This window comes from Nonomuraea sp. NPDC050556 (assembly GCF_044457355.1).
Lineage (GTDB): Bacteria > Actinomycetota > Actinomycetes > Streptosporangiales > Streptosporangiaceae > Nonomuraea.
In genome coordinates this window covers 2,601,155-2,627,698 of sequence record NZ_JBITGU010000001.1, presented here as the reverse complement: position 1 = coordinate 2,627,698, position 26,544 = coordinate 2,601,155, and the positions used below count along the sequence as shown (strand labels likewise).

Here is a 26,544-nt window from a genome sequence, read left to right as displayed (position 1 = left end):
TGTGCCCGACAAGGTCGCCCAAGCGGCGTGCCTGTGGTGTAACACGCCCACTCCGTGCCGTTATCCGTGCTGTATGGCAGGAGCGAGGTACACCCGCTGGCAGTGTTGTTACGACTCGCTCAGAGACGTGTGCAACTGCTATCCGAAGTACGACTGCTGATTTACAGCAGCCGGCGTCCGTCGGCGCCGAGGTAGTCGCGCCACGACCGCTTCGGCGTCCAGCCGAGCAGCCGCCGCGCCTTGGCGCACGAGATGCCCGAGCAGTCCTGCCTGGGCAGCTCGCGCAGCTCGATCGCGTCCCCGTGCGCGGCGCGCACCATCGCCGCGAAGTCGTGCCCGCCCGCGTTGTCCGGCGCGGCGATGTAGAAGACCTCGTGTCCTGGCAGTTCGGACGCGCAGGCCAGGACGATCGCGTCGGCCAGGTCGTCCACGTCGACGTAGCTGCCCAGCCCCGCCCCCAGCTCCGCCGGGTCGCGCACCACGGGGCCGAGGTTGCGCTCGTAGTTGCCCTCGTGCTGGACCCACGACGGCCGGATCGAGATGCACCTGATCGCCGAGCGGCGCACCGCGGCGTCCATGAGCTGCTCGCCGAAGTGCTTGGCCAGCGCGTACGGGTCCTGCGGCGCGATCGGGTGCGCCTCGTCCACGGGGGCGTACGCGGGCAGGAACGGCCGCTCGGCGAAGAAGAACCCGGGCACCGTCTCGCTGGAGACGTTGACGAACCGCCGCACGCCCGCCGCGATGGCCGCCTCCAGCACGTTGAACACGCCCATGAGGTTGTTGCCGAAGACGACCTGCGGCGGGTTGGACACCGGGTCGGGGATCGCCGCCGCGTGCACGACCGCCTCGGCGTGCCGTACGGCGAAGAAGGCCTGGCCCGCGTCGGTGAGGTCGGCCTGCAGGTAGTCGGGGTCGCCGGGCAGCGGGCGCTCGTGGACCGGGGGCGTGAGGTCCACGGCCGTCACGTGGTGCCCCTCGCGCAGCAGAGCCCGTACGGTGGCCCGCCCGACCTTGCCGTGCGCCCCGGTGACGACCACCCGCATGCGACCCCCTACCCCTTCGTCGCGCCGAGGGTGAGCCCGGCCACGAACTGCTTGTGCAGCATCTGGAAGATGATCAGCGTGGGCAGCGCGACCAGCACCGACCCGGCGGCCAGCAGGTTGTAGTCGGTGAAGAACTGCCCGCGCAGGTTGTTCAGCGCGCTGGTGACCGGCAGCTTGTCGCCCGACGACATCAGCACCAGCGCCCACAGGAAGTCGTTGTACATCCAGGTGAACTGCAGCGTCGCCAGCGCCGCCAGCACCGGGCGGCACAGCGGCAGGATGAGCTGCCGGTAGCGCCGCCACGCCGAGGCCCCGTCGACCAGCGCCGCCTCGTCGATCTCCACGGGGATGGTCCCCATGAAGTTGGCCATCACGAACACGCAGAAACCGAACTGGAAGCCCACGTGGATGAGGATCAGCCCGAGGTAGGAGTCGTAGAGCGACTGCGAGTCTGAGATCCAGCCGGGCAGCTCGATCCAGGTGTACATCGTGTACAGGGGGGTGATGAGCACCTGCGGCGGCAGCAGGTTGCCCGCGGTGAAGACGATGAGCAGCACCTTGCGCCCTGGGATGCGCAGCCGGGAGATGCAGAACGCGACGAACGACGCCAGCAGCAGCGTGATGATCACGCCGGGGATCACCACGATCAGCGTGTTCAGGTAGTACTTCGGCAGCTCCGCCTGCGTCCACGCCTCGGTGTAGTAGTCGATCGTCAGGTGCTCGGGCAGCGAGAAGTAGCCGAGCCTGGCCGTCTCCTCGTACGGGCGCAGCGAGGCGTACACGGCCAGCGCGAGCGGCGCCAGCCAGCCGAGCCCGATCACGGTGAGGAAGGCGTAGAGCAGCCAGCGCAGCGGGTGGCGCGGCTTCTTGGCCGGTACGGCCTGCCGTACCTGTGCGGGTTTCTCCACGGCGAGGGTCATCGCTCCTCCCGGAAGAGCTGGGACAGGTACGTCACGATGAAGCCCAGCGAGATCACCAGCAGCACGGTCGCGATGGCCGAGCCGAACCCGATGCGGCTGGCCTCGCCGACGATGTTCTCGGTCACGAGCACCGACAGCAGTTCGAGCCCGTTGCGCCCCTTGTTGATGGCGTAGACGATGTCGAACGCGCGCAGCGCCTCGATCACCGTGATCACCAGCACGATGACGTTGACCGGGCGCAGCGCGGGGAACACGACGCGGAAGAAGGTCTGCGCCTCGTTGGCTCCGTCGATGGCGGCAGCCTCCTTGAGCGAGCCGTCCACGGCCTTGAGCCCGGCCAAGTAGATGATCATCACGTAGCCGACGTGCCGCCAGCCCGCCGCCACCATGACCACCCAGATGTTGAGCGACGGGTCGCCCAGCCAGTCCGCGCTGAGCCCGGTGACGGCGTTGAGCACGCCGTAGTCGGAGGAGTAGACGAGCTGCGCGATGAAGCCCACCACGGCCAGCGACAGCACGACCGGCGTGTAGAGGGCGCTCTGGTAGACGCGCGAGAAGCGCAGCTTGCGGTCCAGCAGCACCGCGCAGAACAGCCCGAACGGCGTCGCGATCAGGCCGAGGAACAGCAGCCAGAGCACGTTGTTGGTGACGGCCGACCAGAACGGCGGGTACTCGGCGGCGAGGTCGTGGTAGTTCTCGCCGCCGACCACGTTGATGGCCGAGATGCCGTCCCAGTCGGTGAGCGACAGGCCGACGGAGGCGAGCGTGGGCCCCCAGATGAGGGCGAGGTTGACCACGATGGCCAACCCCACCCCACCGAGGACGAGAATCCGGTCCCGTGTGGTCATGACTTGAAGATGTTCACCTTCTGCTGCTCGATGCTCTTGAGCAGGCTGTCGATCTCGTCCGGCTTGCCGACGAACGACTGCAGCGAGGGGATCATCACGGTCGAGGCGAAGTCGGGCCTGGTGTCGCGGTCGAGGAACTGGGCGATGTGCGTGGCCTGCGAGACCAGCTCGGCGCCGCGCTTCTGCAGCGCGCTGTAGCCGGAGGTGTCGGCCGTGGAGCTGGCCGCCAGGGTGCCCGGGTCCAGCTTGGTGGCGATGTTCTGCGACGAGGCCTGCGCGAAGTGCTTCAGCAGCTCCTTGGCCCCGGCCAGGTTCTTGGCCTTGGAGGAGATCATGTAGCCGTCGATCGGCGCGTCGATGGAGTCGGTGCCGAACTGCGGGTTGATCTCGGGGAAGGTGAAGAAGTCGATGTCGTCGCGGTCGGCCTCGGGGAACTGCTGCGCGACGAACATGCCCAGCAGGTACATGCCGGTCTTCTTCTGCGCGAGCGACTGGCCGGCCTCCTGCCAGGTACGGCCGAGCGCGGCAGGCTGGTGGTACTCCATGAGCCCGCGCCAGGTGTCGAAGACCTGCTTGACCTTCGGGTCGGTCCACGACTCCTTGCCCGCCATGAGCGAGATGTGGAAGTCGTAGCCGTTCGTGCGCATGTTGAGGATGTCGAACGTGCCCATCGCCGGCCAGCCGTCCTTGTCGGCGAACGCGATGGGGATCAGCCCGTCCGCCTTCATCTTCTTGGCCAGCGCGGTGAACTCGTCCAGCGTCTTGGGCGGCTGGTAGCGCTTCTCCTGCCACAGCGACTTGCGGTAGAAGACGGCCCACGGGTAGTAGGTGAACGGCACGAAGTACTGCTTGCCGTCGGCGCCGGTCGAGGCCGACTTGAAGGCCGGGGTGTAGTCGCCGCCGATCTCCGTCCAGATGTCGGAGATGTCGGCAGCCAGGCCCTGCGAGGCGAAGAACTGCATGCGGTAACCGGCGAACCAGGTGAACACGTCGTCGGGAGTGCCGCGCAGGTAGCGGTTGATGTTCTCCTGGAACGTGTTGTGATCGACCGTGTTGATTTTGATGTCCTGCGAGGTGAACGCCTTGGTCACCTCTTCGAGGGACTTTTTCGGGATTTCATCGGAGGCGTTGGAACCGATCACCACGGTGCCCCTCGCGGAGGCGGAGCCGGTGGCGGCAGGGGTGTTGTTACGCGTTGCGGGGTTTGAGCAGCCAGCGAGGAGTGCCGGGACCCCGAAGGCGGCGGCTGCGCCCAGGAGCATGTTGCGGCGCGAAATTTGACGATCCATCGGACCTCCAGCGAAAGGGTCCCCCCGATATCGCTCACGTTTCATCACATCGAAGAGTGAATATCACGCAATGTCAACATCTAGTCGCATCACAAATGTTGATTTATGGTGGCTCTCGTGAAGCTCGCCAGGCAACGCCAGGCGGCGATGCTCGACCTGATCAGGCACCGGCGTGCCGTACGGATAGGTGAGCTTGTCAACGAGTTCGGAGTCTCCGACCTCACCGTGCGGCGCGACCTGGCGGCTCTGGCCGGCCTCGGCCTGGTGGCCAAGGTGCACGGCGGGGCCACCGTGCCCGACTACGAGCCGGGATTCGCCGCCAAGGCCACCCGCAGGCAGGCAGAGAAGGAGGCCATCTGTGCTCTCGCCGCCACCCTGATCCGTCCGGGCGCCGCCGTCGCGCTGTCCGCGGGCAGCACCACGGCCGTGCTGGCCCAGCACCTGGCCGCCCTCCCCGGGCTGACCGTCGTGACCAACTCGCTGCCCGTGGCGGCCGCGCTGCAGTCGGCTGACCAGACGGTCATCCTCACCGGCGGCACCCGCACCCCGTCGGACGCGCTGGTCGGGCCGGTCGCGGTGGCCGCGATCGGGCAGCTCCACGTGGACCTGCTCTTCCTCGGCGTGCACGGCATGAGCGAGCGCACCGGGTTCACCACGCCCAACCTGCTGGAGGCAGACACCGACCGGGCGCTGATCCGCAGCGCCCGCCGCCTGGTCGTGCTGGCCGACCACACCAAGTGGGGCATGGTCGGCATCTCCACGATCGCCGAGCTGGCCGAGGCCGACCTGCTCATCACCGACGCGGGCCTGCCGGAGCAGGCCCGCAGGGTGCTGGTCTCCCAGGTGGGGGAGCTGCGCATCGTCTAGGTCAGCAGCGACTCCCCGATCCAGCCGCCCTCGGCGCACCCCGGCGGGATGGCGAAGACGGCCGAGCCGATCGGCCTGGTCCACTCGTTGAGCAGGTCCGCCTTGGCCAGGCGGCGCTGGACCGCGGTGAACTGGCGCTCCACGTCCGCGACGTAGGCGGCGAACAGCAGCCCCTCGTCGTAGTTGTAGACGCGCCTGAGCATCCGCAGGCCGGGGTCGGCGACGTGCGCCCGCCTGATGTGGGCGTACTCGGCGATCACCGGGAACCCGATCGGGTTGAGCTTGGCGAAGTCGGGCTCGCCCGGCCCGGTGAGCGGCGCGCCGTCGGACAGGCGGCGGCCCACGGTGAACTCCCTGGCCACCCGGTCGACCGCGTCCCAGGTGTCCATGAGGATCTCGATCCTGCGCAGGACCAGCATGGTGCCGCCCTTGAGCGGGCCGTCCTGGATCCAGACGGCCCGGTCGAGGTCGGCCGGGTTGACCGTGCCGTCGATCTGGCCCATCAGGTTGCGCTGGACGGTTCCCTCGGGCTGCCTGAACCCGCGCTGGGTCCATCTGACGGTGGCGAAGGACCTCGTGTCCTTGACCGTCATCCGCAGCGCGTGGGCGAGGGTCACCTGGTCGTCGCAGCAGAGCTGGACGAGCAGGTCGCCGCCGCTCCAGCGGTCCTGCAGCCGGTCCACCCCGAACGCGGGCAGCTGCTCGTGGCCCTTCAGCCCGGCCGCCTCGAACAGGCCGGGCCCGAAGCCGAAGGTGAACGTCAGCCGCGCGGGCGTCGCCGCAAGCTCCGGCTCGGAGTCCGCCAGCGCGCCGCGCCCCTGGGTGAGGCGCACGGCGTCGTCGCTGAGCAGCCGCATCAGCCGCACGACGTCGTCCCTGCCGGTGCCTTTGCGCAGGTCGAGCCCGAGGAACACGGCGTGCGTCTGCGGCGGGGTCGCCACCCCCGCCTGGTGCGTGCCGTGGAAGGCCTCGACCTTCGGTGCCGGGGTGCGCGCGGCAGCGGCGGGGGTGAACGCGGTGGCGGCCAGCGCGCCACCGCCCGCGAGCAGGCCGCGTCTGGTGAGACGATCAGCCATGGCCCGGCTGGTACTTCTCGTTGGCCCCGGCGAAGTCCTTGCCGACGGCGGTGAACTCCATCGTGGCGCCGTCGGCGAACTTCAGCGTGAACTCCAGCTGCGACCCCGGCAGCACGGGCTTGGCGACGCCCATGAGCATGATGTGGTTGCCGCCGGGCTTCAGCTCCAGAGACCCGTTGGCCGGGATCACGAACCCGCCCTCCTTGGGCCGCATCTTCATCTGCCCGTCGATCTCGACGGTCTCGTGCAGCTCCACCATCGGCGAGGCCACCGTGGCGGCCGACACGACGGTGATCGGCGCGGCGGTGTGGTTGACGAGCGTGCCGAACGCGGCGCTCATCCCCTTCTTCGCCGTCTTCACCCAGGGGTCGGTGACGGTGAGCGGCCGGGCGGGCTTGGCGGCCGGCGCGGCGGCGACGGCGGCCGGCTGCTGGGAGCCGCAGGCGGTGAGGCAGCTCGCGGCGACGGCCACGGCGATCAGGGCATGACGGACGTGCATGGGTGGGACTCTCCTGTCGAAGGCATGGCTGTGAAGCGCCCCTGCGGGCGCTGGACTCAGGCGATCGACAGGGAAGGGGGAGCGCGTCCCGACAGGCAGTGCCGGAGTACGGCGGAGCGGAGCAGCACGGGCTCCCGGTGCGGGGCCGCGTGGAAGGGCACCTCGACCGGCGCGGGCCAGACCAGGCTGAGCCGTACGGCGAGCCTGCGCAGCAGCGCCCACAGCAGACCCTCGCCCCTGGCCAGCCACAACGCGGTGAGCGCGACGGCCCACGCGTGCACCACCAGCATGCCGAGCCCCGGCACCAGCCCGGAGTGCCCGTGCCCCATGGGCTCCGCCATCGAGGGCGCGTCGTGCGCGAACGTGAACATCAGGTGCAGGAGCACCTGGAGCACGGACAGCAGGGCCAGGACGGCCCCGATCCCGCGCTCGCGCCCCGACACCGCCGCGGCGGCGCAGAAGGCCAGCGCGAAGGCGGCCGCCGCCCAGGGCGCCGCGACCACACCACCGCCGAAGACGTGCGCCAGCACGCCCAGCCCGGCGCACACCGCGGCGAAGGCCGTGGCACGCAGGAGTCTGAACGGGAGGCTGGCAGGCATGGTGCCCGAATCATCCCACGCCGCACCCGTCACGGCGACGCGAAGGTCCCCTCCCGGCGGATCGTCTGCCAGGGCAGCCGTACGCCGAGGAGCGCCGTCGCCACCGACTGGATGACGACCAGGTACATCAGCTGCCGGTAGACGAACTGCTGCAGGCGAACAGCGGCAGGATCACCTGGAACAGCAGCAGGTAGCCGAGCCCGCGCCGTGCTCACTGCTTGGGGCCGTGGGTCTTGTCCGGGTCGAGGCCGGGCGGCTCCTTCGTCTTGCCGGGCGGCGTGTGGCCCGGCTCCTGGGTCGTCGGGGAGTCGCTCGGCGTGCCGGACGCCGACGGGCTCGGGCTCGGGGACGGCTTGGCCGTGCTGGCCGGGGTGGTCGTCCGCGTGCGGGACGGCGTCGGTGTGGCCGTACGGCTGGCCGTCGGTGAGGCGCCGGGCGTACGGCTGGGCCGCGGGCTCGCGGTGCGGCTGGGCGTCGGCGTGCGTACGGACTCGAGCCCCGTGGGCAGCGGGTCGGCCGTCTGCTCCGAGCCCGGCCAGCCGATCACGCTGAACGACGTCGAGGTGAACGCGCCACCGATGAGGATCGCCACGCACGCCACAGCGAGCGTGCCGGTCAGAACACCGACGATCATCAGAATCCGCCTGCGCCGCCCGCTCTGGTCGACGAACACGGCGGTACGCGTGTCGTTCACAGCCGGACATGCTATTGACTCGCGGTGCCAGATCACCCCGGAGTGGAGGAAGTCCAGAAATTCACAGCAAATCGTGACCGATCTTCAGGGTTGGGATGTGTCATCCTGGCCGACTGCCCGGCCGTGATCATCCAAGGAACCCCTCCATGAGCGACACGAGCGTCACCACCTGCTATCGGCACCCCCAGCGGGAGACCTACGTCCGCTGCACCAGGTGCGACCGGTACATCTGCGCCGACTGCATGCGCGAGGCCGCCGTCGGCCACCAGTGCGTGGAGTGCGTGCGCGAGGGCAACAGGACCGTCCGCCAGGCGCGCACGGTGTTCGGGGCCAGTGTGTCCCAGCCGCCCGTGCTCACCTTCGTGCTGATCGGGGTGAACCTGCTGGCCTACCTGGCCGAGATCGCCATGCCGTCCGCCCTCGACCGGTTCGACATGATCGGCCTGACGCTCATCGGCCCGGACGGCGCGCAGTACGTGTACGAGGGCTTCGAGGGCGACGGCTACCGGCTGGCCGGGGTGGCGGCGGGGGAGTGGTACCGGCTGTTCACCGGCGCCTTCCTGCACCTGCCGCCCTCGACCGGGTTCGGCCTCCTGCACATCGGCTTCAACATGATGTGGTTGTGGACCCTGGGCCGCCAGGTGGAGCAGCAGCTCGGCTGGGCCCGCTACTTGGCGCTCTACCTGCTGTCCGCGCTGGGCGCCTCGGTGCTGGTCCTCCTCCTCGACCCGCTGAGCAGCGTCGTCGGGGCGTCGGGGGCGGTCTTCGGGCTCGCCGTCGCCGCCTACGTGATCGGCCGCAGGGTGGGGCACGGCGCGGTCGACAACCGGCTGATGATCTTCTTCCTCGTCTGGCTGGTCGCCACGGCCGGGTTCGCCTCGTGGCAGGGCCACCTGGGCGGCCTCCTGGCGGGCGGCGCGCTGGCCCTGGCCTACGCCTACACGCCCGCTGAGCGGCGGCTCGTCCTCCACGCAGCGGCCGTGGCCGGGCTGGCGCTCGTCCTGACCGGGCTGGTGGTGGCCAAGAGCGTGGAACTGCGCGACCCGGCGGCCGCCGTGGAGCGCGTGGTCGGCCACGGCTTCGACGACTAGGTCACGGCATGCGGGCGTTCAGCGCCGCCGTACCGGCTCCGGTCAGGTCGGGCAGGGCGGCGGGACGGCCGCTGAGGATGAGCAGCAGCGACTGCATCGGCCCCTCCACGACCTCGCCCTCGCCGATCGACCAGTCGGTGTCGGTGGCCACGAACCGCAGCCCGCGCAGCCGCCGGCTCGGCCGGTAGGACGGCAGGCCGCGGTCCCAGACGTACTCGGCCGAGGACCGTGCCAGATCCATCGGGATCACCCGCGCGATCCCCAGCGGCACCGCGACGTCCTGCCCGTGCACGATGTTGTCGAACAGCGGGTCGAGGGGCTTGGTCATCGGCGGACGCACCCGCCCGATCGCCGAGGCGCGGATCTGCTCGAGGATCACCTCGAACGGCTGCGCCGCGTGCGCGACCGCGGTGTCGCTGATCATGCGGTTGATGTCGCCCCTGGCCCTGACGAGCGCGGTCACCGCCTGCCCCACGTTCATGGTGACGACCACCGCCAGGTGGGCGGCCACGTCGCGGACCCGCCACCCGTCGCACAGCGACGGCCGCTCCAGGTCCTTCTCCGGCAGCGAGGCGAGCAGGTCGGCCAGGTCGAGGCGCTGCGTCTCGATGGCCGCCCAGATCTCTTCCTGGTTCATTCCGAACCTCCTCATCAGGTACCCTTAATATAAGGCAACCTTAGTAAAAGGGGAACGGTTTTGGCTGCGACGCATCCGCCCCACATCGTCGCGCTGCTCTACGAGGCGCACCTGCGGCTCCAGGACGTGGTCGCCGAACGCGGCCGCTCCTTCGACGCCCGCGTCAGGCCCGCGCACTCCGCGGTCTTCTTCCACATGGAGCACGAGGGCATCCGCCTGGGCAGGCTCGCCGAGAAGGCGCAGATGACGCCGCAGGCGATGGGCGAGCTGGTCGACGACCTGGAGGAGCTCGGCTACCTGCGCAGGGTGCCCGACCCGGCGGACCGCCGGGCCAAGCTCATCGTCTTCACCGAGCAGGGCGACGCCGCGCTCAGGGTCGGCTACAGCGCGATCGACGAGGTGGAGCGCCGCCTCGCCGAGATGCTCGGCCAGGACGGGCTCGACCACCTGAACGCCACCCTGATGCGCGTCATCGCCGACTTCTAGGCCTTCTCCGCCGAGATCGCGAAGATGTGGCTCCTGGTGTTGGAGCTCGGCCCGGACGGCTTGCCGACGGTCACCGCGACCAGTTGCCTGGCGGGGTCGACCGGCAGCTCGTAGCGGTACATCTTCGTCACGGCGTCGACCTTGGCGCCGAAGGCGAACCGGTGCGTGGTGCTGAACACCGCCGGGTCGCCGCCGGTCATCCAGTCGGCCACGGTCAGCTTCGCCGTACCCGTGCCGCCGTCCGCGTAGGACAGGGTGACCTCGCTCATCCCCGGGCCGTAACCGGCCGCGGCCAGGAGCTGCAGGCTCGTGTAGGAGCCCTGCGGGATCGGCACCCGCTGGCCGTCCGCCTGGAGGTTGTTGAGCGCGCCCGTCGCGCCTGACGGCCAGGTGAAGCGCATCTTGTCGTAGACCACCTCGCCCGCGGACGGGACCTCGGTCACCGGGTAGGCCACGGGCGCGTTGCCGAACGTGCCGTCGTTCGGCGCGTCGTCGGAGGCGATCGAGTCGTGGTCGTACGGCAGCGCCACCGGCACCGTCTCGCCCGCCACCTTGAGCGCGGCCGCCGAGGTGAACGTGCCCTGCCCGCTCGGGGTGGCCTCCAGGCTCAGGTCGTAGGAACCGGGCCTGGTGCCGGCGGGGACGGGCAGGTCGAAGGTGAGCGTCGTGCGCGTGTGCGGGGAAAGGCGCGGGAAGGCGGCGTTGCGCTGGCCGAAGGGGGCGCGCAGGACCAGCTGCCCGGCGTTGACGAGCTTGTCGCCGCGGTTGGCCAGCTCGACCGTCACCTTGGCCGTCTCGCCCACCTTGGCGGGCGCCGCGCTCGCCGTCACGCCGAGCAGCCGCTCCACGGACGGGCTGTAGCCGGGCTTGGCGATGCGGAAGGTGTAGGCGTAGGCGCCGCGCGGCTTCGGCATGGTGATGTCCAGCGTGCCGTCCGCGTTCTTGGTCCACTTCAGCGCGGTGCCGTCGCCCAGCAGCTTGACCTCGTCGCCCGCCTCGATCGGCACCGGCGCGGTGAGCGTCAGCCGGTCGCCCGGCCACTGCAGCGCCGTGGCGTAGAACGCCTTGGGCTGGGTGGTGAAGCGGACAGGGACCGTGGCGCCCTTGTCGTCGGCCTGCGTCCAGTACCGCGAGCCGTACACGGCCTCGCCGTTGGTGGCCAGCCACTGGCCCAGCGCGCGCACCCGGGAGGCCTGCAGCTCGGGGATGGTGCCGTCGGCCCGCGGGCCGAGGTTGAGCAGCAGGTTGCCGTTCTTGGCCACGATGTCGACGAAGCTGTCGACCAGCTCGTCCGGGCCGAGCGTGTCGGCCATGCCCTCCTCGGCGTTGTAGCCGTAGGACTGGCCCAGGCCGCGCGAGGCCTCCCACTTGGCCTTCTTGATGTCGGGCTCGACGGAGTACTCGGGGGTGGTGAAGTCGGCCACGCCGTTGCCGCACCTGTTGTTGATCGTGACGTCCTTGGTGGCCTTGTTGAACCAGTACGCCATGAACTCGTTGGAGGCGTTGACGCCGCCGATGTCACACCAGATCAGGTCGGGGTCGAACTTGTCGACCAGCTCCTTCATCTGCGGGAGCTGGAAGTCCTTGACGTAGTCGGCGACCGGTTTGTAGCCGGTGTAGGGCACGGGCTGGCCGGTGAACGGGTTCTTCGGCGCGCCGCGGCCGAACCAGCCGCCCCACTGCACCGGCGAGCTGGGGTTGTACCACTCCGGCATGGAGAAGTAGATGCCGTCCTTCAGCCCGTACCCGCCCGCCCTGTTGGCCTCGACCAGCTCCTTGGTGAAGTCGCGGTGCGGGCCCTGCTTGACGGTGTTGCGGTCGGAGTAGGCGCTGTCCCACAGGGCGATGCCGTCGTGGTGCTTGGCGACGAGCACGTAGTACTTGCCGCCGCCGTTCTTGAACAGGTCGAGCCAGACCTTCGGGTCCCACTTCTCGGCCTTCCACTGCGCCAGGAAGTCGTCGTAGCCGACGTTCGCGCCGTACTTGGCCAGGTGGTGCTTCTGGGTGGGGGAGTCCTTGGTGTTCATCTTCGACCAGTACCACTCGGCGTACTTGCTCTCCGAGCCGTCCAGCGGGGCGTACGCCGGGACCGAGTAGGCGCCCCAGGTGATGAAGAAGCCGAGCTTGGCGTCCTCGAACCACTGCGGGGCCGTGTGCCTGGCGAGCGACTCGGGGGTCGGCTCGTAGGGAGGGGTGGGCGTGAGGGCCGCTGTCGCCGTCAGCGCCAGGGCTAAGAGACTTCGCTTCATGACCCCCGAGTATCAAAGGTCCGATCAATCTTGGGAAGATCTCGATTTTCTATGGAACCTATGAGAGTGTCAGCGCTTACACATCGGGCCAATGAGATCATTGACAGGCCGATCACCAACGCTCAGGTTGTCTTTATGAAGCGCTTATCCATCATCGCGGCGTTATGCCTGTTAAGCGGCTTGCTCACCGCGGTTCCCGCCCAGGCGGAACCCGCCATCGGACCGAAGATCTACGCCGCCGACCTCACCCTCGAACAGCTCGACGCCCTGCGCCAGGAGGCCGTCGACCGTGAGGACTTCCGCGCCTCCCCGGCCTCGGGCGGCAAGATCCGCGTCGAGATCGTGCTGAACCCGGTCATCGCCGAGAAGCTGCGCGGCCAGGGCATGGACTTCCAGGAACAGGCGGCGCCCACCGCCAGGGCCAGGTCGCTGGCCGCCGGGGTGTTCCGCCCCTACAGCGGCGCCGGCAACATCCGCGAGGAGCTGCTCCAGGCGGCCAAGGACCACCCGCTGATCGCCAAGGCCGTCGACATCGGCACGACCGTCCAGGGCAAGCCGATCACCGCCGTGCGCGTCACCCTCGGCGCCCGCGTGCTGCCCGACCGGGTCAAGCCGGCCGTGGTCTACCAGGCCGCCCAGCACGCCCGCGAGTGGATCACGCCGGAGATGGTGCGCCGCCTCATGCACCACTACCTGGACAACTATGGCAAGGACCGCGAGATCACCAAGCTGGTGAACACGGTCGACCTGTGGTTCGTCCCCGTCGTCAACGTCGACGGCTACGACCACACCTTCACCGAGGGCAACCGGCTGTGGCGCAAGAACCTGCACGACAACGACGGCGACGGCGTCGTCGAGACCGGTGAGGGCGTCGACCTCAACCGGAACTTCCCCCACAAGTGGGGCTACGACAACGAGGGCTCCTCGCCTGTCCCCGCCTCGGAGACCTTCAGGGGTACGGCTGCCGCGTCGGAGCCGGAGACCCAGGCGCAGATCGCGTTCATGAACCGGGTCAGGCCCAAGTTCGTCGTCAACTGGCACTCGGCGGCCGAACTGCTGCTGCACGGCGTCGGCTGGCAGGTCTACACCCCGACGCCGGACGACCTGATCCACAACGCCATCCTCGGCGACACCGCGACGCCGGCCGTACCCAACTACGTGCCGGAGATCGGCGCCCAGCTCTACACGACCAACGGCGAGACCGACGGCTACTACGAGAACACCTACGGCGCGCTGACCCACACGCCGGAGATGTCCACCTGCCAGCGCGCTGCGGCCGTCGACCCGAACGACGAGTGGACCGACGAGGACTGCGACCCGACCGGCTTCGAGTTCCCCGACGACGAGAAGCTGATCTCCGGCGAGGTCGCCAAGAACCTCCCGTACGCCCTGGGCCTGGCCAAGTCCGCCTACACGCCGGACCGCCCGGTCTCCGTGGTCGGCAGGACCGTGCCCGACCTGCAGGCCGACCCCTTCACCGTGTCGTACGGCACCAGCCAGGACGTGGCGGCCACGATGCGCCGGTCGCTGCCGGTCAAGCTGCTGCACTACCGGATCAACGGCGGCCGCGAGCAGGTCGCCCCGGTCACCGAGTGGAAGGGCGGCGAGCGCTACGGCGGCGAGAACGACACCTACTTCGCCGAGTACCGCGGCCGGGTCACCGGCCAGAAGCCCGGCGACAAGGTCGAGGCCTGGTTCACCGCGCTCACCTCGAAGAGCGAGAAGTTCACCTACACCGTCCGCGACCAGGCGGGCGCCGAGGTGCTCGTGGTGGCCGACGAGGACTACAAGGGCGTCAACCCGACCTACCCGAGCACGGTGACCGCACCCAAGTACGCCCAGCAGTACGTCGACGCGCTCAAGGCGGCCGGGCGCAAGGCGCTGGTCTGGGACATCGACGCCGACGGCGTGCCGCACCACCTGGGCGCGCTCGGCCACTTCAAGGGGGTCGTCTGGTACCTCGGCGACAACCGGCTCACCCAGGACGCCGCCGACGAGACGATCACCGTGTTCGGCAACCCGCGCAAGGACGCCCAGGTCGCCGACCGCGCGTTCGCGCTGACGCTGTCCATGCGCGACTACCTCAACGAGGGCGGCAAGCTCGTCTACAGCGGCGAGACGGCCGCCTACTTCGGCTCCGTCCTCAGCTCCGGCATCTTCTACGGGCTCAAGGGCTACCCGGACAAGCCGTGCGTGGTCACGACCAGCACCCGCGACGACTGCGAGACGCTGGCCAACGACTTCGTGCAGTACTGGCTGGGCGTCTCAGGGCGCACCGCGCTCAACTCGCCCACCGGCGTCGACGGCTCGGGCCCGCTGGACGGCGTGGGAGCGGCGTTCGCCACGGGCGGCGCCAACCCGCTGAACGAGGCGGGCAACTTCACGGTGACCAGCGCGCTGCTGAACGAGCGGGACTTCCCGCTGTTCAAGAGCTCGCCGATCGCCCTCTACCGGGGCAGGACCGGGCCGTTCGAGCCGGTCGAGGGCAAGTGGTACGCGGCCGCCAGGCACGTCAACTACGGCTACAGCCGCCTGGTCCGCACCATCGACCTGACCAGCGTCACCGCCGCTCAGGCACCGAAGCTGGAGGCGCAGCTGTCCTACAACACCGAGGCCAGGTTCGACTTCGTGCTGGCCGAGGCGCACACGGTCGGCGTCGACGACTGGGTGACCCTGCCCGACCTCAACGGCGCGACGGTCACCGCCGTGCCCGACGAGTGCGAGCAGGGCTACCTGCTGGCCGCCCACCCGTGGCTCAAGCACTACCTGACGCCGGGCAACCCGTGCACGGCGACGAACTGGAACGCCTTCACCGGCAACTCGGGCGGCTGGAAGAAGACCGCGTTCGACCTGTCCGCCTACGCGGGCAAGAAGGTCGAGGTCTCCTTCAGCTACGTGGCCGACCCCGGCACCGGGTTCCAGGGCGCGTTCGTGGACGACACCAAGGTGACGACCACGTCGGGCACGGTGGACGCGGAGGGCTTCGAGACGGGACTCAGCCCCTGGACGGTCCCAGGACCGCCCGCGGGCAGCGTCAACGTCGGAGCCGACTTCGCCAGGGCCAACTCCCTGGGCGCACCGGCCGTCGCCACGGCGGACTCGGTGACCCTCGGGTTCGGCCTGGAGCAGGTGTCCACCACGGCGGAGCGGGACGCGCTGATGAAGCGGGTCACCGACTACCTGCTCAGTCCTTCGGCAACTCCGTGACGTCCAGCTCGCCGTCGGCGTACTGACGGCGCAGCACCTTCTTGTCGAACTTGCCGACCGAGGTCTTGGGAACGGTCTCGATGACCGTCCACCGCTCGGGCAGCTGCCAGCGGGCGACCCGGTCGGCGAGGAAGGCGCGCAGCGTGCCGTACTCGACGGGGGCGGACAGGACGACGGCGGCCAGCGGCCGCTCGCCCCACCTCTCGTCGGGTACGGCGACCACGGCCGCCTCGACCACGTCGGGGTGGGCCATCAGGTGGTTCTCCAGCTCCATCGAGGAGATCCACTCGCCGCCCGACTTGATCACGTCCTTCGCCCGGTCGGTCAGGGTGAGGTAGCCGTCGGGGGTGATCGTGCCGACGTCGCCGGTGCGCAGCCAGCCGTCCTTGCTGAACCTGTCGGCCGGGCGCTCGGGCTCCGCGCCGGTGCCGCCGTAGTAGGAGCCGGTGATCCACGGCCCGCGCACCTCCAGCTCGCCGACGCTGGACCCGTCCCAGGGCAGGATCTCGCCGTCGGGACCGGCCAGCCTGGCCTGGACGCCGGGGCGGAAGCTGCCCTGCGTCACGCGCAGGTTCACGTCGTCGTCGGGCGGGTTGGCGACGCTGCCCAGGGGCGACATCTCGGTCATGCCCCACGCGTGGTTGATCCGTACGCCGAGGGCGTCGTAGGCGGCCATCAGCGCGGGCGGGCAGGCCGAACCGCCGACCACGAGCGACTCCAGGCAGGAGACGTCGCGCGGCCTGGCCTTGAGCTCGCCGAGCAGGCCCTGCCAGATGGTCGGCACCCCGGCTGCGTGGGTCGGGCGGATCGTCGCGATCATCTCGGCGAGCGGTTCTGGCTGCAGGAAGCGGTCGGGCATGAGGAGGCTGACGCCGCTCATGAACGAGGCGTGCGGGATGCCCCAGGCGTTGACGTGGAACATCGGCACGACCGGGAGCGTCAGGTGTTCCGGGCCCGAGCCCATCACCCTGGCCATGGCGACCTGCATGGCGTGCAGGAACACCGAGCGGTGGCTGTAGACGACGCCCTTGGGGTCTCCGGTGGTGCCCGAGGTGTAGCACATCCCGGCGGCGGTGCGCTCGTCGAGCTCGGGCCAGGGGTAGTCGGTGGGGTTGCCGTCGAGGAGCTGCTCGTAGGGGGTGCCTGTCACGATCACGTGCTCGATGTTGGGGAGGTCGGGGACGAGGTGGAGGAGCGTCTCGTCGACGATGATCACCCGGTCGTCGGCGTGGGCGACGATGTAGGCGAGCTGGGCGGGCGGGAGGCGCAGGTTGAGCGGGTGCAGCACGGCGCCCATGGAGGGGACGGCGAGGTAGGCCTCCAGGTGCTCGGCGTTGTTCCACATGAGCGTGGCCACCCGCTGGTCACCGTCGATCCCCAGCCCTCTGAGCGCATGCGCGAGCTGCGCCGCCCTGGCGCCTACCTCGGCGAAGGTTCTCTCTTTCGGGCCGCTCTCGGTCCAGGTGATCACTCTGGAGCTTCCGTTGACGACCATGCCGTGCCGCAGGATCTGCGACACGTTCAGCGGGACGTCCTGCATCGTCGACCACACATCTGCCTCCCGACCAAGCGTTAGGCCGATGGTAGGACAGTCAGCAGGCGCAGAGGAGGGTTCTGAGCGCGGTCTCCAAGCAGGTGTCGGTCTCCGCCCTGACCTGCCACGGGAAGCGGATCAGCGAGTCGTCCGCGCGCACGGTCACGCCGTACCGGTCGAGTTCCCACACCCACGCCTCGTCCACCGGCACCCCCAGCTGCCTCGTCACCCCGAGGGCGAGCTGCGCGCGGTGCGTGCCGTTCACGTGGGCGAGCACCCGCTCCGCCGTCTCCGCGAGCGGGTCGGGGGAGGCCTCCAGGTAGTCGTCGGCGTCCAGAACCCCGGACTCCTGGCCGGTCAGGTAGACGACCTGGCCCACGTCCAGGCGGAGCAGCCGGGGCGCGTCCGGCGCGCCGTACCGCTCCAGGGCGTCGAAAAGGCCCTCGTCCGCCGTCCTGGCCGCGACCGCCACGGCCGCCTCCCTGGCCTCGTCGGCCGGTACGGCCAGCGCCCAGCCCTGCACCTCCAGCAACGCCCGCGGGTGCTCGGTGTCGCCGAGCTCGCGCATCGCGGTCAGGTTCACCGACACCACGGCGTCCGCCCGCAGACCGTGCAGCTGCTCGCCCGGACGGACCAGCAACACCGGGCGGCCCCTGCCGTCCACGCCGCCGCGCGCCGGGGTGGACAGCCCGTCGACGGAGAGCTGGGCGGCGCTCGCCGTGGCGGCGATGGTGCGGATCCGCTCGGGGAGCGGGGGAGCGACCTGCTGCATGACATCCCCTTCAAAGTAGGTTAGGCTTACCTTAGTAAGGATTACCTAATCATGTCGAGGTGAACGTGCGCTACACCGGCCCCAAGGTGCGACTGTCCCGCCGAGCGGGCGTGCCGCTGACGCGGAAAGCCGTCCGCTACTTCGAGCAGCGGCCCTACCCGCCAGGCGAGCACGGGCGCAAGACCAACAGGCGCACCACGGGCGACTACGGCCTGCGGCTCATGGAGAAGCAGAAGCTGCGCTGGTACTACGACGTCTCAGAGCGCCAGCTGCGCCGCTACTGGGACCTCGCCGTGCGCCGTCCCGGCTCCTCCGGCGCCGAGCTGGTCGCCATCCTGGAGACCCGGCTGGCCTCGCTGGTGCTGCGCGCGGGCCTGGCGCCGTCGATCTACGCGGCCAGGCAGTACGTCACGCACGGCCACATCACCGTGGACGGCCGCAAGGTGGACATCCCCAGCTACCTGGTCAAGCCAGGACAGGTCATCGCGGTGCGCCAGAAGTCGCGCACGATGCAGCCGTTCGTCGCCGCTTCAGAGGGGGTCTACGCGGACGAGCGCATCGCGCCCTACCTGGTCGTCGACCACGCGCAGCTGACGTTCACGCTGGCCGCCGCGCCCGTCAGGGAGAACATCACGGTCCCCGTGGACGAGCAGCTCGTGGTGGAGTTCTATTCTCGTTAGCCGTGAGTGACACGGGGGAACGGCACGCGAGCTGGCTTGAGCTCTTCTTCGACCTGGTCGTCGTGGTGGCGGTCGCGCAGCTCGCGCACCGGCTGACGCATCCGACCTGGGTGGACGTCGGGCTGTTCGTGGCGCTCTACTACGCGGTGTGGAGCGTGTGGACCTCGCTCACGCTCTACTCCAACGTCAGGGGCGACAGGACCCAGCTGCGCAGCATGCTGTTCGGCATGTTCGGCATCGCCGTCATGGCGGCCGCCGCCCCCGAGGTCGCCAACCACCTTCCTGGCGGGCTCGGCGAGCGTGACCAGTGGTTCGCCGCCGCCTACATCTTCTGCAGGCTCAGCGCCTCCCGCTCGCTCCAGCAGGGCGGGACGGTCATCACCGGCTGGCCCGCCGCGCAGCTCGGCGCCGGGATCGGGCCGTGGCTGGCCTCCCTGTGGATCGACGACCCGTTCTGGCGCTACGCCCTGTGGGGCTTCGGCGTCTTCGTCGACATCTTCATCACCGTCATGCAGGGCCGCCACCCCGAGCATCTGATGGCGGAGATGCGCAAGCAGGCGGAGCGGATGCGCAAGCGCCTCGCCAAGCGCGGCAGGCAGGAGGAGTTCCCCATGCCCGCGCCCGCCATCCTGCACAACGCGCACCTGGGCGAACGGCTCGGCCTCTTCGTGATCATCGTGCTGGGCGAGGCGGTCATGCAGGTCGTGATCGTCGCCTCCGAGGACAACGTCTGGGACTGGCAGCTCGGCGTCGCCGCGCTTGCCGGGTTCGGGCTCGTGGTCAGCCTGTGGTGGCTGACCCTGCAGTACGGCCTCAGCGCGGTGCCGAACGCCCCCGAGATCGGGCTCAAGCCCGTCCTCATCCTTCCCGCCCACTTCCTCATGACCGCAGCCATCACCGCTGCGGCAGCCGGGCTCGGCGTGGTGGCCCACGACGCGGCGCACACCATGCCCGCGGGCGTCCGCTGGCTGCTCTGCGGCGGCCTGGGCCTCTACTTCGCCGTCTCTGCCGTGCTCGGCATCGCGGGCAGGGCGTCCACGCGCTGGATCTTCATCTGGGGGCTCCCGACCGTGGTCGCGCCGGTGCTGATCGGGCTGCTCGGCGCGCGGCTGGCCGGGTGGGGGCTCGTCGCGCTGCTGCTGGCGGTCGCGCTGTGGCGGGTGCTCTACCGCGCGCCGTTCCTCAGCCGGGTCAGCCGGGTCGGTGAGGTCAGTCCGTCGACCTGACGCTCATGTGCTCGCGCAGCTCGGCCAGCTCGGTGCGCAGCGCCTTCAGCTCGAACATGATCATCTCTGTCGACGCCTCCGTGGTCTCCTCCAGCTCGGCCAGCTCGGCGGCCGACTCCTCGTCCATGGCGCTCACCACGACCGCCATGAACAGGTTCAGCACCACGAAGCTGCAGACCAGGATGAAGATGACGAAGAAGATCCAGGCCGACGGGTGGACCGCCATGACCTCGCGGGCGATGTCCGGCCACGCCTCGCCCGTCATGGTCTGGAAGAGCGTGAACAGCGACGTCGGCAGGGATCCGAAGTAGTCCGGGGCGGACTCTCCGTACAGCTTGGTGCTCATGACGGCGGCGACGTACAGCACCAGGGAGAGCAGGACGATGATCGAGCTCATTCCCGGCATGGCGCGCAGCAGCGCCGAGACCACCTTGCGCAGGCTCGGCACCACCGACAGCAGGCGCAGCGCGCGCAGGATGCGCAGCGCGCGGAGGACCGACAGGCCGCCGGACGCGGGGGCCAGGGCGATGCCGACGATGATCGCGTCGAAGATGTTCCACGGGTCGCGCAGGAAGCGCCAGCGGTAGACGTAGACCTTGGCGAGCAGCTCGGCGACGAAGATGTACAGCGCTGCGTGGTCGACCACGTGCAGGACGGTGCCCCAGCGGTCGATCATCGCCGGGAAGGTCTCCATGCCGAGGGTGGCGGCGTTGATCAGGATGACCACGACGATGAACTGCTGGAAGCGCTGGTTCTCGATGACAGAGCGGGTGCGCTCACGCACAGGGGGACTCCAGGGGATGGACGAACGAATGCTGTCGAGCCAACGTGTTGGGCGTATAGATCCCATCAATGTTCGATAAACACGGTTCGTGATCTTAGTTCTTCTGGAGGCGCTCTCTTCACGCTCGCTTCATGCCCTCTTCAGCTGCGTTTCCGACAGTGAGGGATGAGAGTGTTGTTGATCGAGGGGTCACCGAGGGCGGCGTCGCACGTCCGGCGGGGGTGGCGGCGTACGGGATCAGCGTGGACTTCGGGTGGCGTCTTCCGGGTCCTTCGACGCGATCGTGCTGGATCTGCTGCTGCCGGGGGTCAACGGGTACGACGTCGTGCGGGCGCTGCGTGAGCGGCGGGTGTGGACGCCTGTGGTGGTGCTCACCGGCAAGGCGGGGGAGTGCGACGAGGCGGACGCGCTCGATCTGGGGGCGGACGATTTTCTGACGAAGCCGTTCTCGATGGTGGCGTTGGTATGGGGCGCCTGCGTGTGCGCAGGGCCGTACGTGGCTGCACCCCCTCCCGCCGGGTCGGCGAGAAGGGGTACGGCGGAGCTCGGCGGCCTCGCGCGGCGCTCAGCTCATGGGGACGCGGAGTCTCACGGTTCCCCCTGAAGGACATCCCGGTGACCCCACAGGGCCCGCGCAGCCGTACGCTTTCAGCGCCCCTTAAGCCGGCGCCAACCGAAAGACCCGCAGCTCCCGCCCCGACTTCTCCGTGTACCTGTCGTACGTGGGCCACATCTCGATCAGCCCCGCCCACGCCTCGGCCCGCTCGGCCCCCTCCAGCAACCGCGCCGACACGTCGAACGTGCGCCCGCGGAAGCTCACCACCCCCCGAGGCGTCTTGAGCAGGTTCCCGCTCCACGCCGGGTGCTGCGGCCGTCCGTAATTGCTGCCCACCACGACGAAACTCCCGCCGGGCTCCGGCATGCACGCCAGCGGCGACGTGCGCGGCTCCCCGCTGACGCTGCCCGTCGTGGTCAGGATCAGCGTCGGGATCATCTTGTCGCTGGCCACGCCCCTGCCGCGGGTGAGCCAGTACACGGCGCGGTCCATCCTGGGCACGATCTTGGGCCCGACGCGCATGAACCAGTCGGTCGTCGCCAGCCACTGGAAGAACGGCTTGAGAGCCTTCATCACACCGCACACGCTAGGGCTTGAGCAAGCGCTAGGTCAACGATCACTATGGTATAAAACCGGGAATGTCATACCCGTACTACGGCCCGCCCGGCTACCCCCCGGTCGAGCATCCCAAAGGCACGACGATCCTGGTGCTCGGCATCCTCAGCCTGGTCGTCTGCGGACTCATCGGCCCCTTCGCCTGGGTGATGGGCAACAGGACGATCCGCGAGATCGACCAGAGCGGCTACGTCTACTCCAACAGGGGCATGGTCCAGGCGGGCCGCATCTGCGGCATCGTCAGCAGCTGCATCATGATCGTCGTGGTCGGCATCTACGGCATCATGTTCGCCGTCATGGCCGTCGGATTCGCCACGGGTGTGGGTAGCTGAGCGGGGTATAACCGCGCCATGTCCTATCCCCAGTACGGTGGCCAGGCCCAGCACCCCAACGGCACCACGATCCTGGTCCTCGGCATCCTCAGCCTGGTCGTCTGCGGATTCCTCGGCCCGTTCGCCTGGGTCATGGGCAACCGGGCCCTCGCCGAGATGGACGAGAGCGGCTACACCTACGAGAACCGCGGCATGGTCACGGCCGGCCGCATCTGCGGCATGATCGCGACCATTCTCATGCTGATCGGGATCGGCCTCTTCGTGATCCTCGCGGTCGTCGGCGGGCTGGGCGCCGTCATGTCGACGTCGTAGCACCGTAGGACCCGATCCCCTTCTCCAGCAGCGCGAAGGCCGCCTCCGCCTGCTCGCGCAGCCACGGCAGGATCTCCGCCCAGCTCTCCCCGGCCATCAGCCGCCGCACCGAGCGCCTGGACAGCACGGTGAGCGTGGTGAGGACCTGCATGGCGACCACGGTCGGCGTCATGTCGTCCGGATCGGCGTCGAACTCCTCGGCCAGCGTCGCCGCCAGCGTGTTCATCCTGGCCACCTCCAGCTCACGCATGCGCGCCGTCAGCGTCGGGCTCTCGCCCACCATGCGGCCGAACACGTCCGACCCCTCGTTGAGCCCGTAGCGCCAGTCGCGCGCCTCCATGGACTCGAGGTAGTCGCGGTGGAAGGCCTCCAGGACGCTCTCGCCGGGACGCCGCTCGCGCACGACCCTGCTCGGCAGGTCCTCCGCCTCGTCGGCCCGGTCGTAGAACAGGTCCTCCTTCGTGCCGAAGTAGTTGAACACGGTGTTGACCGACACGTCGGCCACCCGCGCCACCTCGGCCACCGTCACCTTCTCGAACCCGTGCGTCATGAACAGCCCCATCGCCATGTCCGCGATGCGCTGCTTGGTCTCGCGCTTCTTCCGCTCCCGCAGTCCCTCTTCCACGTGGACATCATACAACTTTGCATCGACACCAAAATTTAAGCTACTCTAACTTTCGTGATCGAAACCCATGGCCTGACCAAGACCTTCAAAGGCGGCGCGGAAGCCGTCAGGGGTGTGGACCTCACCGTCGCGCCCGGCGAGATCGTGGGCTTCCTCGGCCCCAACGGCGCCGGCAAGACGACGACGATGCGCATGCTCACCACCCTGCTCACCCCCACCTCCGGCCGCGCGACCGTGGCCGGGCACGACCTGCTGGCCGAGCCGGGAGAGGTACGGCGGCGCGTCGGCTACGTGTCGCAGTCCGGCGGGATCAACCCGGTCAACCCGGTCGGCGACGAGCTCCAGCTGCACGCCATGCTGTACGGCCTGAGCCGTACGGAAGCCAGAAAACGCCTCGGCAGGGTCCTCGACATGCTGGAGCTGGACGGCATGGAGGCCATGCCGGGCGGCGCGCTGTCCGGCGGGCAGCGGCGGCGGTTCGACATCGCCTTCGGCCTCATGCACGACCCCGTGCTGCTCTTCCTCGACGAGCCCACCACCGGCCTCGACCCGCAGAGCCGTGCGCACCTGTGGGACCACGTCAGGAAGTTGCGCGCCGACCACGGCATGACGGTCTTCCTGACCACCCACTACCTCGACGAGGCCGACGCGCTGTGCGACCGGCTGCTGATCATCGACGGCGGGCGCATCGTGGCCGAGGGCACGCCGTCCGAGGTCAAGGGCGGCCGCACGCTGGACGAGGCGTTCCTGGCGGTGCTGTCATGATGCGCGACACCTGGGTGCTGTTCTCGCACAACGCCAAGATTACGCTGCGCGCCAAGTACGGCATCCTGTTCGGGGCCGCGCAGCCGCTGCTCTACCTGGTGCTGTTCGGGCCGCTGTTCGTGTCCATCGGCACGTGGGAGACGCTGGTTCCCGGGCTGATCGTGCAGCTCGCGCTGTTCAGCGCCGGGCTGGCGGGGTTCGGCATCGTCTTCGACTTCCGGTCGGGGGTGCTGGAGCGGATGCGGGTCACTCCGGCGAGCCGGGTCGCGCTGCTGCTGGGGCGGGTGCTCAGCAACGCGCTGACGCTGGTGGTGCAGACCGTGCTGCTGGTCGTGGTCGGTTACGCGATGGGCTTGCGGGCTCCGGTGGCCGGGGTGCTGGCGGGGCTGGTGCTGGTGGTCGTCATGGGGGTGAGCCTGGCGGCGCTGTCCTATGCGGCGGCGCTGACGATGAACGAGCATCTGTTCGCGCCGGTCATGTCGACGATCGTGGTGCCGCTGACGCTGCTGTCGGGGGCGTTCCTGCCGATGTCGATGGCGCCTGGGTGGTTGAACGCGCTGTCGTATGTCAGCCCGTTCCGCTACGTGGTTGAGGCGATGCGGCGGCTGTTCGCGGGCGACTACCTGAACGCGACGGTGGGTGTGGGTGTGGGCGTGATCGGCGTGTTCGCTCTGGTCAGCCTGGTGGTGGGGACACGGGTGTTCAATCGGGAGAACGCTTAGGCGGGCCGTAGGGCTCGATCTTGGGGTCGGCGAAGGTGCCTGCGTCGTCGCTGACCCGGAGGGCGTAGAGGTGCTGGTCGGGGTCGATCAGCACCAGGCCGTAGGCGGTGTCGACGTCGCGCTCGTCGAGGCCTAGCCGTTCGATCGCGCGCGCCAGGGTGGCGTCCCGCTCCAGCCGTACGGTGATAAGGGCCATCCCCCCACGCTACGCCCCCACCCACTCCACCCGCCCGGGTCCGCCACCGCCTCACATGGCCGGGCGCATCACAGCCCCTGCTCGCTTCACCCGATCAGCCGCGCCACCACCGCGCGTCTGGTTGCTCCACGTGGTCTGGCGCGCCACACGGCCTCCCTGCACGCTCCATGCGGTCGGGCGCGCCACCACCGCGGCTCTCCGCGCGTGGAGGCGGTCTCGTGAAAGGACGGCAACCCGCACCCCTCTCCGCCGCGTCGGCGAGGAGGGGTACGGCGGAGCCCGGCGGCCTGCCACGGCGGCCAACCCCTCAGGGCGGGAGGGGGTCGCGGTCCTTCTGCGGGACCGTGCGCTCTCCTCCCGAGAGAAGTTTCTGCGGGAAGGCGTGCGGTGGGTCAGGAGACGCGCTTGGTCCTGCGCTGGAGGGCGGCGATGATGTTGGCCGTGTCCACCGTGCCGTAACCGTAGTCGTAGTCGAACCCCACCTCACTACGATCCTCCGCGGTACGGCGCAGCAGTGCGCGCAACTGCGCCGGAGACAGCCGCGTCGTAGGCCACTGCGTCCTGATCGCCGCCACCAGCCCCGCCGCCACCGGCGTGGCGGCCGAGGTGCCCGAGTCCGGCTCCTCGTCCCCGAACGCCTTGGACCCCGAGAAGTGCGTATACGCGCAAACATCAGGCTTACGCGCCGTCAACCGCCCAGGCCCCTGCGACGAGTACCCCACCCGCTCCCCGTTGGTGTCCACGCCGCCGATCGACAGCGCCCTGGGGTGGGAGTTGGCCCCCACGATCGGCCGGTTCGGATAAGCGCACCGCCCGTCCTTGCACTCCACCCCGCAGTTGCCCGCCGCGAACAGCACGTCGGCCCCCGCCCGGTCGAGCGAGGCGACGATGAGGTTGAACGGGTGCGCCGCGTTGTCGGAGTAGTTGCCCGGATGCCCGACAGGGAAGTCCCACTCGGGGGAGAAGGACCCCCACGAGTTGCTGATCACCAGCGCCCTGCTGGAGGCGGGCTGCGCGTCCAGGACGGTACGCAGGTGCGCGAAGGCCGCCACCGCGTCCGACAGCAGCCCGTCCAGCGCCGACCCGCCGGGCCGCGTGGACAGCAGCACCGGGATGTCGATCAGCGAAGCCTGCGGCGCGCCGATCATCGTGTCGAACGCGCACATCGTGCCGTGGTCGACCGGGAACTGGCCGGGCCGCCCGTCGACCCCGGCCGGGTTCCAGCTGCGCTCGGCGTCGAGCGTGACGCCCCTGCCCAGGTGCCTGGCGACGTGCGCGGCGTTGATCCCGGTGTCGAGTACGGCCAGCGCCACCCCCGCGCCGTCGAGACCCTCGGCGTTCAGCGCCGCGACGTTGAGCAGCCGCTCGACGTCGTGCCAGTCGCCGACGGGCGCGTCGCCGCCGCAGGTGAGCGTGGAGGAGATGACCGGGTCGGCGTAGATGCCGACGATGTCGGGGCGCATGGACGGCAGCAGGGTCACGCGGGTGGCCAGCTCGTCGTCGGAGATGGTGCCGCGGACCAGGACGGAGGCGTCCTCGGCGGCGAGGGAGAAGTCGAGCTCCTGGTTGAGTGAGAGTGGATCGCCGCCTGCCCGGGGAACCGGGCGGGGCACCGCGACCGGGACGAAGGAGGCGTCGAGCTCGACTCCGGGGAGGCCGTCCGCGACGTCCGCCGTGGTGGCGACCCGATCGGGGTCGGCGACGGCCGCGACGAGATCGGGTGAGGGGCGTAGCTGGATGATGACCCGCATGAAGCACCACCGTTTTTTTGGAGGGAACGAACCAACCAACATTCCTTCATCTGCGGGGGCGCGTCCAGCGCATCTCTAGTGTTGTGACCTGCTGGAATACGGCAAAACCGTGCGAACTGGACGTCGTAGCCGGGCTTCCCTGTTTTTGGTCCAGCCACTACCTTCAGTC

At 69.5% G+C, this 26,544-nt stretch carries 29 protein-coding genes; 11 read left to right on the top strand and 18 right to left on the bottom strand.

All coding sequences use genetic code 11. The features are described from left to right. Window positions 1-161: 161 nt before the first annotated feature. The 4 genes from ACIBG8_RS12760 to ACIBG8_RS12745 are packed head-to-tail and all read right to left on the bottom strand — an operon-like array spanning window position 162 to window position 3,953. Complete coding sequence (locus ACIBG8_RS12760) at window positions 162-1,043, bottom strand: NAD-dependent epimerase/dehydratase family protein (RefSeq protein WP_397342833.1); 882 nt, start codon at window positions 1,041-1,043, stop codon at window positions 162-164. Window positions 1,044-1,051: 8 nt separating this feature from the next. Continuing rightward, a complete protein-coding gene (locus ACIBG8_RS12755) occupies window positions 1,052-1,963 on the bottom strand; it encodes a carbohydrate ABC transporter permease (RefSeq protein ID WP_397342832.1) in 912 nt (303 codons plus the stop codon). Beyond that, on the bottom strand, window positions 1,960-2,811 hold the full coding sequence (locus ACIBG8_RS12750; RefSeq protein ID WP_397342831.1) for a carbohydrate ABC transporter permease: 852 nt from the start codon (window positions 2,809-2,811) through the stop codon (window positions 1,960-1,962). The genes ACIBG8_RS12755 and ACIBG8_RS12750 overlap by 4 nt, the downstream gene beginning before the upstream one ends. Next, window positions 2,808-3,953, bottom strand: a complete 1,146-nt coding sequence (locus ACIBG8_RS12745) for an ABC transporter substrate-binding protein (RefSeq protein WP_397342830.1) — start codon at window positions 3,951-3,953, stop codon at window positions 2,808-2,810. Before ACIBG8_RS12745 ends, ACIBG8_RS12750 begins: the two co-directional genes overlap by 4 nt. A gap of 252 nt (window positions 3,954-4,205) precedes the next feature. On the opposite strand from ACIBG8_RS12745, the gene ACIBG8_RS12740 reads away from it, so the two are divergent. Continuing rightward, window positions 4,206-4,967, top strand: a complete 762-nt coding sequence (locus ACIBG8_RS12740) for a DeoR/GlpR family DNA-binding transcription regulator (protein ID WP_397342829.1) — start codon at window positions 4,206-4,208, stop codon at window positions 4,965-4,967. Here ACIBG8_RS12740 and ACIBG8_RS12735 read toward each other — a convergent pair. From ACIBG8_RS12735 to ACIBG8_RS12715, 5 genes are read right to left on the bottom strand one after another with little or no spacing between them, the layout of a single operon-like run. After that, window positions 4,964-6,043 carry a Dyp-type peroxidase gene (locus ACIBG8_RS12735; RefSeq protein WP_397342828.1) on the bottom strand — a complete coding sequence of 360 codons (1,080 nt, stop codon included), beginning with the start codon at window positions 6,041-6,043 and terminating at the stop codon, window positions 4,964-4,966. The genes ACIBG8_RS12740 and ACIBG8_RS12735 overlap by 4 nt on opposite strands. Beyond that, a complete protein-coding gene (locus ACIBG8_RS12730) occupies window positions 6,036-6,542 on the bottom strand; it encodes a copper chaperone PCu(A)C (RefSeq protein WP_397342827.1) in 507 nt (168 codons plus the stop codon). The genes ACIBG8_RS12735 and ACIBG8_RS12730 overlap by 8 nt, the downstream gene beginning before the upstream one ends. A gap of 56 nt (window positions 6,543-6,598) precedes the next feature. Beyond that, the gene (locus ACIBG8_RS12725; RefSeq protein WP_397342825.1) at window positions 6,599-7,141 is read right to left on the bottom strand and encodes an MFS transporter; all 543 of its coding nucleotides are present in this window, start codon (window positions 7,139-7,141) and stop codon (window positions 6,599-6,601) included. A gap of 29 nt (window positions 7,142-7,170) precedes the next feature. Next, window positions 7,171-7,356 (bottom strand): hypothetical protein, encoded by a 186-nt coding sequence (locus tag ACIBG8_RS12720; RefSeq protein ID WP_397342824.1) that lies wholly within the window; start codon window positions 7,354-7,356, stop codon window positions 7,171-7,173. Continuing rightward, window positions 7,353-7,835 (bottom strand): hypothetical protein, encoded by a 483-nt coding sequence (locus tag ACIBG8_RS12715; protein ID WP_397342822.1) that lies wholly within the window; start codon window positions 7,833-7,835, stop codon window positions 7,353-7,355. Before ACIBG8_RS12715 ends, ACIBG8_RS12720 begins: the two co-directional genes overlap by 4 nt. Before the next feature lie 146 nt (window positions 7,836-7,981). On the opposite strand from ACIBG8_RS12715, the gene ACIBG8_RS12710 reads away from it, so the two are divergent. Beyond that, complete coding sequence (locus tag ACIBG8_RS12710; protein ID WP_397342821.1) at window positions 7,982-8,926, top strand: rhomboid family intramembrane serine protease; 945 nt, start codon at window positions 7,982-7,984, stop codon at window positions 8,924-8,926. Window position 8,927: 1 nt separating this feature from the next. Here ACIBG8_RS12710 and ACIBG8_RS12705 read toward each other — a convergent pair whose 3' ends face one another. Then, window positions 8,928-9,563: a maleylpyruvate isomerase family mycothiol-dependent enzyme gene (locus tag ACIBG8_RS12705; RefSeq protein WP_397342819.1), complete on the bottom strand. Its 636-nt coding sequence runs from the start codon at window positions 9,561-9,563 to the stop codon at window positions 8,928-8,930. Between the two features lie 60 nt (window positions 9,564-9,623). Between ACIBG8_RS12705 and ACIBG8_RS12700 the strand changes: the two genes are divergently transcribed. Next, window positions 9,624-10,049, top strand: coding sequence for a MarR family winged helix-turn-helix transcriptional regulator (locus ACIBG8_RS12700; protein ID WP_397342818.1), 426 nt, complete (start codon window positions 9,624-9,626; stop codon window positions 10,047-10,049). Here the strand turns inward: ACIBG8_RS12700 and ACIBG8_RS12695 are convergent. Further along, window positions 10,046-12,298 carry an alpha-L-fucosidase gene (locus ACIBG8_RS12695; protein WP_397342817.1) on the bottom strand — a complete coding sequence of 751 codons (2,253 nt, stop codon included), beginning with the start codon at window positions 12,296-12,298 and terminating at the stop codon, window positions 10,046-10,048. The two genes, ACIBG8_RS12700 and ACIBG8_RS12695, sit on opposite strands and share 4 nt — an antisense overlap. Window positions 12,299-12,433: 135 nt before the next feature. Here ACIBG8_RS12695 and ACIBG8_RS12690 point away from each other — a divergent pair, with 135 nt between their 5' ends. Continuing rightward, window positions 12,434-15,505, top strand: coding sequence for a M14 family zinc carboxypeptidase (locus ACIBG8_RS12690; RefSeq protein WP_397342816.1), 3,072 nt, complete (start codon window positions 12,434-12,436; stop codon window positions 15,503-15,505). Here the strand turns inward: ACIBG8_RS12690 and ACIBG8_RS12685 are convergent. Further along, complete coding sequence (locus ACIBG8_RS12685) at window positions 15,483-17,057, bottom strand: long-chain fatty acid--CoA ligase (RefSeq protein ID WP_397342815.1); 1,575 nt, start codon at window positions 17,055-17,057, stop codon at window positions 15,483-15,485. The genes ACIBG8_RS12690 and ACIBG8_RS12685 overlap by 23 nt on opposite strands. A 40-nt stretch (window positions 17,058-17,097) precedes the next feature. Then, window positions 17,098-17,811: a DUF2470 domain-containing protein gene (locus ACIBG8_RS12680; protein WP_397342814.1), complete on the bottom strand. Its 714-nt coding sequence runs from the start codon at window positions 17,809-17,811 to the stop codon at window positions 17,098-17,100. Between the two features lie 65 nt (window positions 17,812-17,876). Between ACIBG8_RS12680 and rpsD the strand changes: the two genes are divergently transcribed. Both rpsD and ACIBG8_RS12670 read left to right on the top strand, forming a co-directional pair. Continuing rightward, on the top strand, window positions 17,877-18,491 hold the full coding sequence (gene rpsD, locus ACIBG8_RS12675) for a 30S ribosomal protein S4 (protein WP_397343931.1): 615 nt from the start codon (window positions 17,877-17,879) through the stop codon (window positions 18,489-18,491). 2 nt (window positions 18,492-18,493) lie between these two features. After that, on the top strand, window positions 18,494-19,717 hold the full coding sequence (locus ACIBG8_RS12670) for a low temperature requirement protein A (RefSeq protein WP_397342813.1): 1,224 nt from the start codon (window positions 18,494-18,496) through the stop codon (window positions 19,715-19,717). Here ACIBG8_RS12670 and ACIBG8_RS12665 read toward each other — a convergent pair. Further along, window positions 19,701-20,501 (bottom strand): ion transporter, encoded by an 801-nt coding sequence (locus ACIBG8_RS12665; RefSeq protein WP_397342812.1) that lies wholly within the window; start codon window positions 20,499-20,501, stop codon window positions 19,701-19,703. The genes ACIBG8_RS12670 and ACIBG8_RS12665 overlap by 17 nt on opposite strands. A gap of 253 nt (window positions 20,502-20,754) precedes the next feature. Between ACIBG8_RS12665 and ACIBG8_RS12660 the strand changes: the two genes are divergently transcribed. Further along, window positions 20,755-21,105, top strand: coding sequence for a response regulator transcription factor (locus ACIBG8_RS12660; protein WP_397342811.1), 351 nt, complete (start codon window positions 20,755-20,757; stop codon window positions 21,103-21,105). A 54-nt stretch (window positions 21,106-21,159) separates the two neighbouring features. Here the strand turns inward: ACIBG8_RS12660 and ACIBG8_RS12655 are convergent, their stop codons facing one another. Next, window positions 21,160-21,630 (bottom strand): nitroreductase family deazaflavin-dependent oxidoreductase, encoded by a 471-nt coding sequence (locus tag ACIBG8_RS12655; protein ID WP_397343930.1) that lies wholly within the window; start codon window positions 21,628-21,630, stop codon window positions 21,160-21,162. A 65-nt stretch (window positions 21,631-21,695) separates the two neighbouring features. Here ACIBG8_RS12655 and ACIBG8_RS12650 point away from each other — a divergent pair, with 65 nt between their 5' ends. Next, entirely contained in the window at window positions 21,696-22,004 is a 309-nt protein-coding gene (locus ACIBG8_RS12650; RefSeq protein ID WP_397342810.1) for a DUF4190 domain-containing protein, read from the top strand. An 18-nt stretch (window positions 22,005-22,022) separates the two neighbouring features. Continuing rightward, window positions 22,023-22,316, top strand: a complete 294-nt coding sequence (locus ACIBG8_RS12645) for a DUF4190 domain-containing protein (protein ID WP_397342809.1) — start codon at window positions 22,023-22,025, stop codon at window positions 22,314-22,316. Here the strand turns inward: ACIBG8_RS12645 and ACIBG8_RS12640 are convergent. Next, complete coding sequence (locus tag ACIBG8_RS12640; RefSeq protein WP_397342808.1) at window positions 22,300-22,941, bottom strand: TetR/AcrR family transcriptional regulator; 642 nt, start codon at window positions 22,939-22,941, stop codon at window positions 22,300-22,302. The genes ACIBG8_RS12645 and ACIBG8_RS12640 overlap by 17 nt on opposite strands. A 54-nt stretch (window positions 22,942-22,995) precedes the next feature. Here ACIBG8_RS12640 and ACIBG8_RS12635 point away from each other — a divergent pair, with 54 nt between their 5' ends. Both ACIBG8_RS12635 and ACIBG8_RS12630 read left to right on the top strand, forming a co-directional pair. Continuing rightward, window positions 22,996-23,706, top strand: coding sequence for an ABC transporter ATP-binding protein (locus ACIBG8_RS12635; RefSeq protein WP_397342807.1), 711 nt, complete (start codon window positions 22,996-22,998; stop codon window positions 23,704-23,706). Then, on the top strand, window positions 23,703-24,428 hold the full coding sequence (locus ACIBG8_RS12630; RefSeq protein ID WP_397342806.1) for an ABC transporter permease: 726 nt from the start codon (window positions 23,703-23,705) through the stop codon (window positions 24,426-24,428). The genes ACIBG8_RS12635 and ACIBG8_RS12630 overlap by 4 nt, the downstream gene beginning before the upstream one ends. Here the strand turns inward: ACIBG8_RS12630 and ACIBG8_RS12625 are convergent. Then, window positions 24,409-24,624 (bottom strand): hypothetical protein, encoded by a 216-nt coding sequence (locus tag ACIBG8_RS12625; protein ID WP_397342805.1) that lies wholly within the window; start codon window positions 24,622-24,624, stop codon window positions 24,409-24,411. The genes ACIBG8_RS12630 and ACIBG8_RS12625 overlap by 20 nt on opposite strands. Before the next feature lie 392 nt (window positions 24,625-25,016). After that, window positions 25,017-26,375 (bottom strand): S8 family peptidase, encoded by a 1,359-nt coding sequence (locus tag ACIBG8_RS12620; protein ID WP_397342804.1) that lies wholly within the window; start codon window positions 26,373-26,375, stop codon window positions 25,017-25,019. Window positions 26,376-26,544 lie beyond the last annotated feature (169 nt).